Here is a 14922-nt window from a genome sequence, read left to right as displayed (position 1 = left end):
TTTTCAGCCCTGTTGATCTTCGTTCCCCACTCGGTCAACATTCCGCCGTGTACGTCACCACGCGACTGGGCCGTTGGTTTTACGAGGAACGCGGGGAAGCGCAGAGGCCGAACGATCCGGCGATCGTGCTTTTGCACGCGCTTCTCTTCGATGGATCGGCGTGGGACGAGCAGGTAGGCCCGCTCTCGCAGTTGGGGCGCGTCGTGGTCATCGATGGTCCGGGGCACGGAAAGAGCGAGGTGCCGCCGCCGTTTTCGCTCGACGATCATGCGCGCGCGCTGGTCGATGCGCTCGATGCGCTGGGCATCTTCAAGGCGCTGCTCATCGGGGTCTCGTGGGGCGGCATGGTGGCCATGCGCGTGGCGCTCGACAATCCGATGCGCATCGTCGGGTTGGGCCTGATCGACACGACGGCCGATGCGCAGACCCGCGTGCGCCGCGTGAAGGATCGCGTGATGAGCAGTGTGTTTCGCACGATCGGGCTGCCGCCGAGCATCGTCGAAAAGCAGATCGCGCCGATGCTCTTCGCGCCGAAGACGCTGCGCGAGCGCCCCGAGCTCGCCGAGCGCGTCTATTCGCGAGTCAGCGGCTTTCCGCGCCTCGGTGTCAGCCGCGCGGTGAAGGCGGTGTCGGTGGAGCGGCAGAGCATCTTGGACAAGGTGCGGGCCATCAGCTGTCCGACCCTCGTCGTGTGCGGCCGCGAAGATGCGTCGGCGCCGCCGGCGCGCTCGGAGGCCATCGTGAACCGCCTGCCGCGCGCGACGATGCGGCTCATCGACGACGCGGGGCACGCCTCGCCCATCGAGCAGCCGGAGGCCGTCAACGCCGTGCTGGTCCCCTTCGTGCGCGAGCACCTCACGAGCGAGGCGCAGGCGTCGGTCTAGCAGGGGCTTCCGAGCCAGTGGCGCTCCATCTCGCCGAAGGGATCGGCGATGGCGGAGAGCACGTTGCGCGCGGTGGGGGAGCTGAGCGACTGCGCGGTGCGGTAGATGAAGTAGCGCGCCTCGCCGAGAAGCAGACCGCTGAGTGGCGTGTAGACGAGGTCCCACACGGAGGGGCGCACGCCGTTGCCCTCGAAGACGTACTCCCAGGCGACGGTGCTGCCGACGGCGAAGGCGAGCGAGCCCGCCCAGCCGAAATGGCAGATGCGCGCGCGCGTGTAGAGCTCACTGCCCATGAGGCCGTGGCCGATGACGTTGATGCGCCAGGAATCGCCGTCCCACTCGAAGGCCGGTTTGTCCGAATCGAAGATGGGCCAGTGCGTGAACGTATCGCGGTAGCGCTCGGCGATATGCTCGAAGTTCCCTTCCGCGAAAGGGTGCGGGTACATGTACGCCTCGATGTAGCGCAAGCCCGTGAGAAACGCCGTCGTGTGGAGCACGGGCGGCTCCCAGCGCGCCGAGAGATCCACCTTCTGCCGTGATGGCGCCTGCGGCGGCACGGCGACGAGCTGCGCGGCCAAGCCCAGCGCGAGAAGCCCCATCAGAAGCGACCCGTGATCCCCACGCCGTACGCAGGAACGACGCCGGTCGCCGTGACCGACGTACCGATGACGCCGCCCGTGGGGGTCATGCTCATGCCGGTGTTCGCGCGGGTCGTGGCCCGCGAAAGCGCGGGCTCGCGCGGCATGTTGCGCGTGAGAAACCACGCGATGCCGCCGCCTAGCAAGGTGCCCGCCCCCGTGAGGAGCGAAAAGGCCCGCGCACGGCGTTCGCTCACCGGCGTCTCGAAGAGCAGCGGGCTCGCCGAGGCGGCGGCGGCGAGTGCGCCCACGCCCAAGCCGAGATCGACCAGCATGACCCGCGACGGCGAGACGCGCACGAACGAGGCGAGGGTCCCCGCGCCTACCACGCCGATGGCGGCGCCGATGCCCGCGCCGTAGTTCGGCGTCACGTCCGGCTGCGAACCGCGAATGGCCATCTCCGTGAGGCCGCCCAGCACCAGCCCCAAACCGCCACCGGAGTGCGTGAGCACCGCATCGCCTTCGTCGGCCTTGGAGCGGGTCAGCGCGACGGTGGCCAGGGTGAGCCCGATCACGCCGCCGGCCGCGCCCCACGAGTACCTATCGGAGAACGGCTGCGTGTCGCGCCCATTGGCGATGAGCAGGCCCGCACCGGCGCCCCACCAGGCCCCGCCCGCGAGAAACCAAGCGTCGCCCGTGCCGACGTCCCACTCTTCGCTCACCAGGAGCGCGGTGCCGATGCCGATGCCCGTGCCCAGCGCCAACAGGGGATAGAGCACACGCGGATCGTCGTTGCCACTGGCGCGCTGCACGCTGAAGGCGACGTAGCCGCCGAAGAGCGCCCCATTGATGGCCAGCACCGCCCGCCCCTGCGATCGCAGTGGCATCATGAGCCGCTCGCGCGCCGACTCGTCCACCCGCGCGCGCTCGCGCTCGATGGCCGCCGCCTGGGCCGCCGCGGCCGGGGACAAGAGATCGCGCAGCATGACCAAGCCGCGCACCGCCACGTCGCTGCCTTTGACGATCTCGACGCGGACGCGCAGCTCGCGCGACTTGGGCGCCACCGCCACGATGCGCAGCACGAACTGGTTGTCCCCAGCGGCCTCGAGGCGCGGGCTCACCACCCACGTCCCCGCCGTCGCGCCGGCCGCACCCTCGTGTGCCGCGCGATCGATCATGTCGCTGTCGCGCATTTTCCCGGAGACCGGCCCCGTGTCCGTCACGTGCAGCGTGTAGCCGAGGTCCTGGGACGCATCGCGCAACGTGGCGTCCAGCTCCTGCGAACGCGAAAAAATGCCCGTCTCCGCGTCGCTGGGCTTGTGCAGCGGCGCCGACCCTGGCTGGTCCCCCGCGGGCGTCAGGGTGGGCCACATGACCACCGAACCGCTAGGCGAATCGGCCGCAAAGGCGCTCCGCTCCGCCGAAGCCATGAGCGGGGCTATCGCGAGGAGCGCAGTGGCAAGCCAAGTTCGAACACGCATTCGGAGAACCGATCGCAGACTGAGAAATCGATGGTAGATGAGGCCTACGAGGCCGCCAGGCCTCGTGAAGGAATGCGACGCTAACGGCCCGTGCTCCGCCCGTCAACGTACCGGAAATGGCGACGTTGGTTGCTCGGCGATGGGAAAAATGTCCGCCGTGATGTCCTCGGCCGTCAGCTCCTCGCGCGCGTGTTTGAGTTCGCTGCTCGTTTGGTCGAGCCGATCGGCCAACACGCCGAGGAATTGCCACAGCAGCTTGACCGCGAGTTCGTGCTCTTTGCGCAGGATTTCGAAAAAGTCGATGCGTTTGATGGCGATGAGCTCCGCCGTGCCGCCCAGGGCGGTGACCGTCGCCGAACGCGGCACGCTGCGGATCAGGGCCATTTCGCCCACGTGTTCGCCGGGGCCCAGCTCCGTGAGCGTGGCCTCGCCGCGCGAGACGCGCACCTTGCCCTCGAGGACGATGAACAACTCGTCGCCGCGGTCGCCCTCTTGGATGACCACGTCGCCCTCGTGGAAGGCCCGCACCTCGACGGCCTGCATGACCCGAAGCAGCTCGCGCTCGGTGAGCTTCGCGAACAGCGGCATGCGCGCCAGCACGTCGCGTTTGAGTGCAAGGCGCCGCGCGCGCTCGTCGTCGCCCTCGCCCTCCTCGCCCACCTTGACGATGATGAGCGTGATGTTGTCCTTGCCGCCCCGCTCGTTCGCCAGCTCCACGAGCGATTTCGCCGCCTGGTCGCCGTCCTTTTGCAGGTGCGTGAGCAGCTCTTCGACGCTCTGCAGGTAGCCCGTGAGTCCGTCGCTCGCGAGCACGAAGGTGTCGCTGGGCAGAAGCTCGATGACCAGCGTGTCTACCTCGACCCGCTCGTAGACACCCACCGCGCGCGTGATCGCGTTCTTGTGGGCGACCTTCTCGATCTGCTCGCGCGACAGCTTACCGCGCTTGATGAGCTCGTTGTGCACCGTGTGGTCTTCGGTAACCTGATGCACTTCATCGCCCCGCATCATGTAGATGCGCGTGTCGCCGACGTGGGCGATGAAGGCTTGGTGCCCGAGCACGATGATCGCGCTGAGGGTGGTGCCCATCCCGCGCTTGTCCGCGTCGCCTTGAGCTTCCTCGTGGATCTTCGCGCAGGCCCGCTGCACCGCGTGCTCGAGCAGCGCGATGATGTCCTTCTGCGTGACCTTGGCGGCCCCCGTCGCTCCATTGACGTAGTCGTCAATCAGCTCTTTTTCCCGCTTGATCTCCTCGTGCAACGTGCGCACGGCAATGGCGCTGGCCACTTCTCCGGCCGCGTGCCCGCCCATGCCATCGGCCACGACGAAGAGCGCGAGCTTTTTGTCGACGAGGAAGTTGTCCTCGTTGTGCTCGCGGACCTTCCCCACGTCCGTGGCTGCAAAGAACCGAATCGAGTCGATCATCTCTTTTTACGCCATCATGCCATGGATCGGTGCCGTCGCACCACGCAGCACGGTTGGGCTGACGGCGCTTCTCGTGGGTGCTGGAAATGGCTGCCCGGGTTGGATTCAGCGAGGTCATCCCATCCGTCCCCAACGTGCCCTTGCCCGTGCCCGTACTCGGCCACGCCCGCTGGCGAGTGTCGCGCTTTCCGCCAATCGACAAAGTTCGAAATAAACGATGCGGCTACTGGCAACTAGAAAAGGAGTGTCCAACCTGGGTAACGGTCATTGAATGCGTCAGGCCTTGAATGACCTCGTGCAGGAACTGCGGCAGCGGGACAAGACCGGCGGGACCGGAGCGATGCGCGCTCCAGAATGTCAGGACCGCCATCTTTTCTGGCGATCCTGGCGCTAGGGGCGGTAAGGCGCCGGCCTCGCCGGGATTGTCCTGCTGCCGCTGCTCGTATGCAAACGATTCGTAAATCCGCCACAATCAATTGGCTTTGGCGTTAATGGTGTATTGATTCACGACGGGGCCGGTCTCAGCCACGGTCATCTTTTCTCTTTTACATGAGCGTCTCGGGAGTCGCGTTTTCCGCGGCGTTCAATCGAGGTGTGCATGCGCTCTTTGCGATATGCGGGTCTGTTGACCACCGCATCTTTGTTCTTTTTTGCGTGTTCGGATCGCGGGGGAGAAAATACAGGAGGAACGAGTTCGCAGTCCCTCGAATCCGCGGCGTGTGTCGCGATTGATCCCGCGCGGTCGTTGTTCGTGACGAATGCGATCGAGTTGGAGAAGTTCTCGTTCCAATCGGTGATGAATCGAATCGTGAGCAACCTCGGCCCAACCGGGCAGACCTCGTTGGGATTGTACCAGCAAATGGTCGATACTCTGAACGACAGGGCCCACGGAACCACATCCGGGCCGCATTGTGATGATCAATTGGTGGGCGGCCAGCCGGCCATTAATGGATTTCCCATTCAATGCCCGCGGCAGGAGGGCGTGCTGTCGAAGACCAATCCATTCGAACCCGGCGACGACGGGTTTGCGCCCGTGGCCTTGGTCAACCGTTTCGACCTCGCGCCGCAAAATGGGTCGAATTGCGGGCAATACCGCATCGTGTACGGGAAAAACTCGGGCATCGAGAACGTTTTGGACCGCATGCTGTTCATCTTCGAGGCGGTATTGCCCAATCCCCATCCCGAGGCGGGAATCGGGGGGTGCAGGCCCGTTGCCGAGTTTTGGGCGAATCTCTCGACGGATGGCGATGCCAATTCGCGTGCGTCGAAGCTCGCGAATTTCTACTACTCGGGGCTCCCCGGCTTCGCGCCGGTCATCGAGGCTTCGCACTACGGTCCTGGCGGGACCGATACGGGGCAGATTCGGGCGAACATGTTCATGAATCGGGTGAGCCAGCAGCCGTGGGAGCTTCGCGAGTTCCGGCTCGGCAGCGTCTGCGGCGAGACGTCACCCTGTCCGCTGGTGGCGAAGAACACGTTCGTGCAGGTCAATCCGTTCGGCGGACTTTTCGGCCCCAATGGGCAGTCGAGCGGGTTCCAGACGGAGTTTCTGGACCAGGTCGAAGCGCTGGCGTCGGGAGACGTGAACACGATCACGATGTCGACGAGCAGCGGCTTCAACGCCGGCGAGAGCATCGAGAGCGGGACGTCGAACGACTACCGCGTCCAGGCCGAGAACAACACGGGCCTTCACCAGGCCATCACGGCGAAGCTGAAGTCCATCGGGCGCTCGGACCTCACGTCGAACAACATTCTCGATCGCGCGACGACACAATCGTGCGCCGGCTGCCACCAACTGAGCATCGGCGACGATCTCGGCGCCGGCGCCACCTGGCCGCGCAGCAACCTCTTCACCCACGTCAGCGAAAAGCGTGTGATCTCCCCGGCCTTGGCCCAAGTATTTCTGCCGTTTCGCGCGCAGGTGTTGAGCCATTTCCTGGACCCGACATGCGCTGCGCCTCCGTCGGCGAACGTGGATTCCCCGGTGCGCCGCACCCTCGGAGGAGGCGTGGTCGGCGCGGCCAACTAGGAGAGGAGAATTCACAGGAAGACGGGAAGACGGGAAGGGATTTCGACGCGCGGCAACACGGAACGCTTTTTTTGGGGTTTCCAGTTGGCCCACTTGGCCAATTGGAAGCCCTCTTAAACCTTCCCGTCTTCCCGTCTTCCTGTGAATCTTCTTCTAAGCGCAGACGGGGAACGAGCCGTCGACTTCGAAGTCGCGGCGGGGGAATACCAGGGACTCGCCTGCCTTCGTGAGGGGGTGGGCGATGCTCTTGCGGGAGACTTCGACCTTGTCGCGGCCCGCGGTGCAGGTCCAGGTTTGGTACTTCGTGCTCGTCGGCTTTTTGCTCGCGAAGACGGGATCGAAGAGGCCCACGTTGATGCCGTGGTGCGCGTTGGGGTGGGGCGCGGCGGGATCCAAGACGGTGCGGGCCGAGCGGAAGAGGAAGGCCTCGACCCCGGCGGCGCGCATGGCGCGGCCCAAAGGCTGCGCGGCGGCGTACGACGTTTTCGACGAGATGTGCATCTCGTGCTCGCGGAAGGGCGGCTTCGTCAGGTCGATGCCGCGGGTGGCGGCCACGTTCGCCACGAAGGTCGTCAGCTCGATGGTGACGATGCCCAGGTCCGCCGTCGTCCCCTCCAAAAAGAGAAGACGGTAATAGGCGACTTCGGCGAAACACGTTTCGACGTCGCCGGAGCCGTACCACATGCCCCGTTCGGCCCGCGTTCCAAAGCGAGAGCCCCACCGCAGCGGGGGATGACGGAAGGGGGTGAAAAGCAAATAGTGCAGGCCGCGAAACTCGGGCCCGTTCGGCACGGGCGGTTTCACCGTGTCGATGAGCTCCTCCAACAGGAGCTGCTCCTCGTCCGAGTCGACGAGCTTGCGGGTAGAGGTAATGTGCTGCGATTCGACAGCGCGATAGGCGTCCAAGGCCAGTGCCGCAAGGTGCTTTTCACCCTCGCATGCCTTCCACAGCCCTGCGATATCCGTCTGGAAATTCACTCGGCGGAGAGGCTACACGTGCCCGCGCATGGCGTCGAGATAAGTGGCCACATCGACCAGGCCCTCGACGGTGAGCACGCGCTCGGCGGGAATGCCCCCGAGATGGGCATTCGGAGAGTGAAACCAGGCTTGAACTTTCCGCTCGTCCCCACCGACGAGGGCATCGAGCCCGCGGAAGATGCGCACCAGGAGAAGAGCCAACTCCCCCTCCTTCTTGCTCGGCGTTATGAAGGTGCTCGTCATGAGCCTCGACACCGTGGCCTCGCTCACGCCGAGGATACGTGCCAGCTCCCGTTGCGAGAGGCCCAGGGCTTCGGCTACCCGGAGAATGGCCTTGGTTAAAACGACGCCCTCTTCCGGGTTGGGTGCGACTTGGTTCATTTCACAGGAAAACCTAACGCACGCCATTTTCAGGTGCAAACTGAATCCGGCCAATTTATGCCCGATTTTAGATGCTCGTACCTGACTCTGGCTTCGTGGTTTGCTGAAACACGACGAAAAGGTGAGTGATTTCCACGAGCCGGACCCACGAGAGCATGGGGGACGCCGGCGAGTCCATGCACTGAACAAAAGGCCAGTCTCTCCTTAATATAGAGCGCTGCCGCCGCCCCCGGCCTCCTCGCGCGGGGTGCTATTGGACGGGGACGGCATGTTCACGAGGCTCTTCGTCACCAGATCGGGTCAGGAGCGGCTGCTCGTTCCCGGGCTCGTCGCGTTTCTTCTGACCCTCGCGGTGGGCTTCGCGATCGCTTCGTACTGGAGCCACCGGGCCACCACGGACGAAGAGCGCGCCGCGGCGCTGGCCAATGGCAAACAGTTCGCGGCGGCGGAGGCGATCTACGTCCGCCTTCTGCACGAGCGGCCGAGTGTGCCGTTGGTGCTCGCGTTTCTGGACAACCACGAGCGCGCCATCACCGATCGCATCCGCCGCCGTCTTCAAGGCGAAGCTTACGACCCCATTGCCGAGCATGCTGCCGGCGCCCTGCTCAACGACGATACGCTGGACGAGGTGCTCTGGCGCGATCTCCCGCCGGACATCACCCTGGTGGCGCGTTTCTGGCGCGGGGTGGAGGCCGATGCCGTGCCTCGCCACGTGCGCGAGCAGATGCTCGCGGGTGCGAAGGGCGAGCCCCCGGTGCCTTGGTACAACCACCTGCTCGCGCGCGAAGCGCAGCAATCGGGTGCGCCCATGGAGGCGGCCATCTATTTCGAGCGCGAAGGTTTGACCTTTCCGGAGCGCGCCGGCGACGTGGACATTGCGCTCAACCTTTGGATGAACGCCGGCGCCTGGGATCACGTGCGGGATCGCTTGCAGGATGCACGCGTTTTCAAGGCGGCTGGGCCCCTGACCAAATACCGGTTTGCGGTCAACGAGCGCGATTGGAAGGGCGCGGCGCTGCAGCTCTGGGTCAATTGGAAGCAGCGCTGGCAGGGCATGGGGCTTTTGATGAGCGCCGTCTCCGCGCTGGCCTGGGCCTTCGTTTGCGGGCGCTTGGGAAAGCTGGGGGAGCGCCCGTGGTTTCGCTTGCCGCTCTACATCGTGGCCTTCGGGCTCGGTGTGGCCAGCGTGATTCCGACCATGTTCCTCATTGCGGTGGAGGAGTCGCGCCTGCGCCTGATCGAGACGGGCGACATGGTGAGGGACATCCTCTTCTTCGTCTTTGGCGTGGGGCTGCGCGAGGAGGCTTCCAAGTTGCTCCTCTTCTTGCCGCTCGTGCCTATCTTGCGAAAATGGGGAGACCGCCTGGACGTGCTGGTGGCCGGCGCGATGGTGGGCCTTGGCTTCGCCGCCGAGGAGAACATCGACTACATCGCGCAGGGCGCAGTGCACAGCGGCCTCGCGCGCTTTCTCACGGCCAATTTTCTGCACATGGCCATGACCGGCATTCTGGCGACGGCGCTGTTCGAGTTCATCGAGGACGGCGAGCGCCACGCATCGAATTTTCTCCGCACCTCGCTCTTCGTCGTGGGACTGCACGGCGCGTATGACTTTTTTCTCTCGCACGAAGAGATGGGCGGCTCCTTCATCGCGATGGCCGTGTTCCTCTTTTTGACGAAGCCGTTCCTCGAGGCCGTCGACGCGGCCCGCCGGCGCGCCGACAAAGGTATCTCGTTGCTTCAAGCCTTCGTGCTGGCCATCTCCGTGGTGACCGGCGTCACCTTCGTCTATGCCTCCGGGGCGATGGGGCCGCAGCAAGCGGCGGCCACCATGCTTCAAGGCCTTCTCGGCATCGCCATTCTGCTCTTCTTCTTCGTCCGCGAGCTGCGGGCCATGTAGCGCGTCGAGAACCGGAGTATCAGCGCGACTTGCAGTAGGTGACGGCGCCCGAGAAGACGTTGGGGTAGCTATGGCATTTGGTGCCGCCGTGTTTCTGGTAGTCGATTTCGCTGGTGATCTGGCCGGCTGCGGAGATCACGGCCATCGAACCTTCCACGGCTTGGCGGGTGTGTTCGGCTTGCCGCTGTTCGCGCTCTTCCTCGATGGCGTTCACCCGTTTGGCGTGCTTCTCGCGGACGTGTGCGTTGTGCGAGTCGAGGAGGTACCTTTCGTAGACCAGCGGATCGTCACACTCCGCCGGGTGCAGGTCGCACGTCATGATCACGGCCTGCGAATCAGCGGCGAAGTAGCGTTTTGCGAGCTCGGCATCGACCAGCCGTTGGAAGAGCAGTTGGCATTTCTCCTCCGTCGTTGGCTCCGCGCAGTGCTTCTCACGGAACTTGGAGCGAAATTCTTCGTTGCCAACGTGCTTCGTGATCAAACCGCAGTTCACACCGATCGCGTTGCCATCGGCACACGTCGCGTAGGCTATCTCTCGATGCGCCTCCATGTTCGCTTCGTAGCGTGCAACGTTGGCTTGGTTGTCGATCGTTTGGCTGCGGCAGCCCGAGAGCAACGAAAGAGCGACGGCGAGCGTGAAGAAAGGACCACAGAGTTTCATGTCGGGAGCCCGCAGGAGCAGGCTCCGTGCCGTGCGTCAGCCTTCGTCGTCGGTGTCGCCCTTGTCGCCGCGTAGACCGAGGGCGCGCGATTTCTTGTACAAGTGGCTCCGCTCCAGATCGAGTGCGCGCGCGGTGGCCGCCATCTGGCCGCCGTGGTGCGCGATGGCTTCGGACAAGATGGTGCGCTCGGCTTCTTCCACCAAGACGCGGAACGGCGTGCCGGGGCGATAGAGGCCCGCGGTCTTGGGCGAGCCTCCGCCCGGGAGGCAGGTGCGCACGTCTTCGGCTTGGATGACGTTGTCCGGGGTGAGGATGACGAGGCGCTCGATCAAATTGCGAAGCTCTCGAACATTGCCAGGAAAGCTGTACGCCGCGAGCACGCCCATGGCGTCGTCGGTCATGCGCATGTCGCGGCGGTCGTTCGTGCGCGCGGCGAGCTCGAGAAAGTGCCGCGCGAGCAGAGGAATGTCCTCGCGGCGGGCCCGCAGCGGCGGCAGCGCCAACGGGACGACGTTCAGGCGATCGTACAGGTCCGCGCGGAACTCGCCCTTGTCGCAGGCGGCGACCAAATCGCGGTTGGTGGCGGCGACGACGCGGGTGTCGACCTTGATGGTCTCGTTGCCGCCGACCCTTTCGATTTCGCGCTCCTGCAGGACGCGCAGCAGTTTGGCCTGCATGGGAAGCGGCATGTCGCCGACTTCGTCGAGGAAGAGCGTGCCGCCGCTGGCCCGTTCGAACTTGCCGCGGCGTTGCTTGGTGGCACCGGTGAAGGCGCCCACCTCATGGCCGAACAGCTCACTTTCGATGAGCTCACTCGGGAGGGCGGCGCAGTTCAGTTTCTCGAGCGGGCCCTTTTCCCGCGGCGACATCTGATGGATGGCCCTCGCGACGAGCTCCTTGCCGGTGCCTCGTTCGCCGGTGACGAGCACGCTCGCATGGCTGCGGGCAGCGCGGCCGATTTGCTCCATGAGCTTCTTGATCGCCGGGCTCTCGCCCACCAGGTCCGAGCCGGCGCCGCTGGCCAGGCGCAGGGCGCGGGCCTCCGCCTCGGCGCGATCCAGGCGCAAAGCGGTTTCGACGGCAATGAGGAGCGCGTCCGTGTTGATGGGCTTTTCGAGGAAATTCAGCGCCCCGAGGCGGGTGGCCCGCACCGCGGTGTCGATGGTCGCGTGCCCACTCATCATGATGACCGGGACCTCGACCTTGGCCGTGCGCAGACGCGAAAGCAGCTCCAAACCGTCGCCGTCGGGCAGCATCACGTCGAAGAGGCAGAGGTCGTAGCTGCGCTTCTTCAGCTTTTCGTCCGCGACCTTGACCCCGCCTGCGACGTCGACCGCGTAGCCCTCCAGCGAGAGTGCCTTTTGCAAGGTTGTCAGGATGGAAGGCTCGTCGTCGACGACGAGTAGGTGTCCTCGGGCCATGAACGGAAGAGTACACGCAATCACCTGGGAGTGGCTCGCGCGGCCGTGTACACTTGGCGCGATGCGAAGATCGCTCATCGTTGGCACCGCTTCCCTGATGCTCGCGCTGTCCGGCTCCCTACTCGGCTGCGCAGGCTCGGGCGAGGGGGCTCGTTCCCCCTACGGCGCCACCGCGCCGGACGTGGCGGTCTCGGACGATGCCTTCGCCGGCGCCGTGCGCGATCTGTTGAGCAGCGCCCCCGGGTCGAAGGAGCGCAGCCAGCGTCTGGCCGGGGTCGAAGCCGCGCAGATGGCCCGGGCGGTCGCCCGCTTCCGCAACCACACGCCGAACCGCGGGGTCGCCGCGCTCACTGGCGGTCTCTATCTGGTGCGCACCGGCGAGCTCACCCCGAGCCTTTTCGGCCAGAAGGGCAAGGACGCGCTGGCCTTGGGGGCGAAGGAATACGCCACGAAGGGCGACGAGGGGCGCGCGCAAGCGCTGTACGATCTGCTCGCTCCGCTGTCGTCGGCCGCCGAGAAAAAGGACATTCAGTCGCACCTCGACGCGCTCAATGCGTGGATCCGTGACGGGCGGCAGAAGTACGGGCCCGTCCGCAATGCGCACGAGCTGCAGACCATCGCCACGGCGAAGCGCCTGCTCGAGCCCAGCGACGCGGCGCTGCAGGACGCGTCGAACCGCACGGTGCAGTGGGTGCAGGCGGGGCTTGCGCTTCGCAACTCGCTGCGCGACAAGCGCATTCCGTCGACGCGGGAAGAGGGCATCGAGGCCTTCGGCGCGCTGCAAACCGGCGGGCGCACCCTGGCGGCGATTCATTTGCTCGCGTGCGATGCGCAGGGTGCCTTGGTGGCGATCGACAAGGCCGGGGCGCGCGAGTTGGTGCGGCCCGACCTGCTCATGGCGCTCGAGCGGGTGGGGGAGCGGCCGGATAGCCTGCGATGGCTCGACGTGCTCCGGGCGCTGCGTCCGCCGTCGTCGCGTGATTCGCAGGAGGAAGAGGCCATGTTCGAGGACCACGAGCTGTTTCGCGCAGCCTCGTGGGCGGTCTCCATCGAAGCATACCGGCTCGAGCCGTCGCTTCCGGAGGCGGCGGGCGCCGTGGCGGCGGGCCTGCAGGAGTACGGCATGGCGGAGGCGAGTCCCGCCGTGCTGGTCGCGGCGGCGAAGGCGCACCCCGATGCGCGCACCCTCGGCGGCGCGCTCTCGATCGTGATGCACGCGATGGAGCTCGAGGTGTCCGGCGAGGACGTGGCCGCAGCCCGTCGTGCGTTCAAGGCGGCGGCGCCGGTGCTGGCGCTGGCCGATCAGTCGAAGGGACGAACGGAGCCGAGCGCCGGTCAGGTGCGCGGGCTGATGGGCGAGCTCGAACTGCGCGAGGGCCGCGTGGCGGAGGCGCGCGAGCTGCTCAAGGCGGCGGCGCAGGATCGATCGGGCGGCGTGCTGGCGACCTTGGCTCGCATCGAGCGGTTCGATGGCCAGCTTCCAGCGGCCGCGGCGCACTTGAAGGAGTCGCTCTCCGCGCCCGACGTGGCGCGCGATCCTGCGCTGAAGGGCGAGATTCAGTTGATGCTCGGCGACGTCGCGGCGGAGCAGGGGAACTCGGCGGGGGCGCGTGCATCCTACACGGATGCCCTCAAGGACCTGGCGCGGGCGCGAACCCGCGGCGAGCCGGAGGAGCGTGCCCGCGTGGAGCGTGTGCTGGCCCGCGTGCTCGACCGGTTCGGCGCGGGGCAGCCGGCGACGAAGGCGCTGGAGCGCGCCTACGACAATGCGCCGCGCGACAAGCAGCAGGTGTCGGCGACCTTGGGCCAAATGGTGGGGCGCGCGCTCGTGCACAGCGATCTGCCGAAGGCACGCGATGGACTGCGTCGCGCGATCCAGGCCGATCTGGAGCAGGAGGACGTCGTCTACTTGGCGCTGTGGGTGCGGCTCTTGGAGCGGCAACTCAAAGTGCAACCCGACGGCACAGCGGAGAAGGTGTTCTCGTCGATTTTGGACGACGGTCGCTGGATTGGCCGGCTCTCGGCGTTCGGCGGTGGGCGCATCAAGGCGGACGAGCTCATTGCCAGCGCGAAGACACCGGCACAAAAGACCGAGGCGCTCTTCTACGCCGCCATCGATCGGCGCATCACGGGCGACCAGCGCGGCGCGGAGGCGACGCTTCGTCAGGTGCTCAAGACGGGCGGCATCGATCTGATGGAGGTGGCGCTCACCCGCGATCTCCTCAACAGCGGTCGCGTTTCCGTGGGGCCGCTGCCCGAGGTGGCGTTGCCGTAAGGGCCGATGGCAGAAGGCATTCGGCACAAGCTCGATTGGGGCAAGCTCGCGCCACTGCGCCTGCGTTCGCGGTTGGTCGCGGAGGGCGTTTACGCGGGCGGGCACCGCAGCGCCCGTCGTGGTGCGGGCGTGGAGTTCGGCGGCCACCGCGCCTACACGCCGGGCGACGATCTTCGTTGGCTCGATCGGCGCTCGCTGCTTCTCCACGATCGGCTTCTCGTGCGCCAATTCGAGACGGAGACGGATCGCGCGTTGCGGCTCATCGTCGACCGAACGGCGTCGATGGGCTACCGCGGTTCGCAGGCCGAGGGGGCGAAGCTCGCATGGTCGGCGTTGGTGGCGGCGGCGCTGGGGCGCATCGCCATCGAGAACGGCGATCCGGTGGGGCTCACGCTCGTGGGCGGGCAAGATGGAACGCGGAACCTGCCTGTGTCGGGCGGCCGTGAGTCGTTCGAGCGCTTGATCGCGACGTTGGAGTCGCTGGAGGCGACGGGCGATGCGCTGGCCGATGCGCGCATGCTGGACCGCGCGCTGGGCGGCATCGCGCGCTCGGCGCGGCGCGGGTCGGTCATCGTCTTTTTGAGCGACCTGCTCGACTTGCCCGAGGGCTCGATGGATCTCGTGGCCGGCCTCGCGGCGCGCGGACGCGTGCTCGTGGTGGTGCAGACCTTGGACCCCGACGAGGCCACGCTTCCCTTCGAGGGCACCGTGCGCCTGCGCTCCCTCGAAGGCGGCACCGTCGTCGAGACCGACGTCGAAACGACACGCGAGCAATACCTGACGGCACTGCGCGAGTTGAGCGAGCGCTGGGAGCGCACGATGCTCGCACGCGGTGGCCGCTTCGTGCGCGCCCTCACGCGCGAAGATCCCGTGCGCGTGGTTCGATCCATCGTCGAAGCGGCGCACTAACGGCA

Annotated in this window: 12 protein-coding genes; 5 read left to right on the top strand and 7 right to left on the bottom strand. The window is 66.2% G+C overall.

The genetic code is table 11. The annotated features are described in order from the left end of the window. Positions 1 to 47: 47 nt before the first annotated feature. Positions 48 to 884 (top strand): alpha/beta hydrolase, encoded by an 837-nt coding sequence (locus tag LVJ94_40390; GenBank protein ID WXB03154.1) that lies wholly within the window; start codon positions 48 to 50, stop codon positions 882 to 884. Here LVJ94_40390 and LVJ94_40385 read toward each other — a convergent pair. The 3 genes from LVJ94_40385 to LVJ94_40375 form a co-directional block, all read right to left on the bottom strand. Then, positions 881 to 1483 (bottom strand): DUF3943 domain-containing protein, encoded by a 603-nt coding sequence (locus LVJ94_40385; GenBank protein ID WXB03153.1) that lies wholly within the window; start codon positions 1481 to 1483, stop codon positions 881 to 883. The two genes, LVJ94_40390 and LVJ94_40385, sit on opposite strands and share 4 nt — an antisense overlap. Continuing rightward, positions 1483 to 2943, bottom strand: a complete 1461-nt coding sequence (locus LVJ94_40380; protein ID WXB03152.1) for a hypothetical protein — start codon at positions 2941 to 2943, stop codon at positions 1483 to 1485. Before LVJ94_40380 ends, LVJ94_40385 begins: the two co-directional genes overlap by 1 nt. Positions 2944 to 3045: 102 nt before the next feature. After that, a complete protein-coding gene (locus LVJ94_40375; protein WXB03151.1) occupies positions 3046 to 4365 on the bottom strand; it encodes a Stp1/IreP family PP2C-type Ser/Thr phosphatase in 1320 nt (439 codons plus the stop codon). A 751-nt stretch (positions 4366 to 5116) separates the two neighbouring features. Here LVJ94_40375 and LVJ94_40370 point away from each other — a divergent pair. Further along, the gene (locus LVJ94_40370; GenBank protein WXB03150.1) at positions 5117 to 6394 is read left to right on the top strand and encodes a hypothetical protein; all 1278 of its coding nucleotides are present in this window, start codon (positions 5117 to 5119) and stop codon (positions 6392 to 6394) included. Between the two features lie 153 nt (positions 6395 to 6547). Here LVJ94_40370 and LVJ94_40365 read toward each other — a convergent pair whose 3' ends face one another. Next, a complete protein-coding gene (locus tag LVJ94_40365) occupies positions 6548 to 7372 on the bottom strand; it encodes an RES family NAD+ phosphorylase (GenBank protein ID WXB03149.1) in 825 nt (274 codons plus the stop codon). 12 nt (positions 7373 to 7384) lie between these two features. Continuing rightward, complete coding sequence (locus tag LVJ94_40360; protein WXB03148.1) at positions 7385 to 7753, bottom strand: DUF2384 domain-containing protein; 369 nt, start codon at positions 7751 to 7753, stop codon at positions 7385 to 7387. A gap of 268 nt (positions 7754 to 8021) precedes the next feature. Here LVJ94_40360 and LVJ94_40355 point away from each other — a divergent pair, with 268 nt between their 5' ends. Beyond that, positions 8022 to 9650, top strand: a complete 1629-nt coding sequence (locus tag LVJ94_40355) for a PrsW family intramembrane metalloprotease (protein WXB03147.1) — start codon at positions 8022 to 8024, stop codon at positions 9648 to 9650. Between the two features lie 19 nt (positions 9651 to 9669). On the opposite strand, the gene LVJ94_40350 is transcribed toward LVJ94_40355, so the two are convergent. After that, the gene (locus LVJ94_40350) at positions 9670 to 10311 is read right to left on the bottom strand and encodes a hypothetical protein (GenBank protein ID WXB03146.1); all 642 of its coding nucleotides are present in this window, start codon (positions 10309 to 10311) and stop codon (positions 9670 to 9672) included. A 36-nt stretch (positions 10312 to 10347) separates the two neighbouring features. Continuing rightward, positions 10348 to 11733: a sigma-54 dependent transcriptional regulator gene (locus LVJ94_40345; protein WXB03145.1), complete on the bottom strand. Its 1386-nt coding sequence runs from the start codon at positions 11731 to 11733 to the stop codon at positions 10348 to 10350. A 61-nt stretch (positions 11734 to 11794) separates the two neighbouring features. On the opposite strand from LVJ94_40345, the gene LVJ94_40340 reads away from it, so the two are divergent. Together LVJ94_40340 and LVJ94_40335 are read left to right on the top strand one after the other, a co-directional pair. Beyond that, a complete protein-coding gene (locus LVJ94_40340; GenBank protein ID WXB03144.1) occupies positions 11795 to 14008 on the top strand; it encodes a tetratricopeptide repeat protein in 2214 nt (737 codons plus the stop codon). Positions 14009 to 14014: 6 nt separating this feature from the next. Beyond that, positions 14015 to 14917 carry a DUF58 domain-containing protein gene (locus tag LVJ94_40335; GenBank protein ID WXB03143.1) on the top strand — a complete coding sequence of 301 codons (903 nt, stop codon included), beginning with the start codon at positions 14015 to 14017 and terminating at the stop codon, positions 14915 to 14917. The last annotated feature ends 5 nt before the right edge of the window (positions 14918 to 14922 follow it).

This window comes from Sorangiineae bacterium MSr11367 (assembly GCA_037157805.1).
Taxonomy (GTDB): domain Bacteria; phylum Myxococcota_A; class Polyangia; order Polyangiales; family Polyangiaceae; genus Pendulispora; species Pendulispora rubella.
Note: the sequence above shows the minus strand (reverse complement) of the source record. Positions and strands in the feature narration are given on the sequence as shown.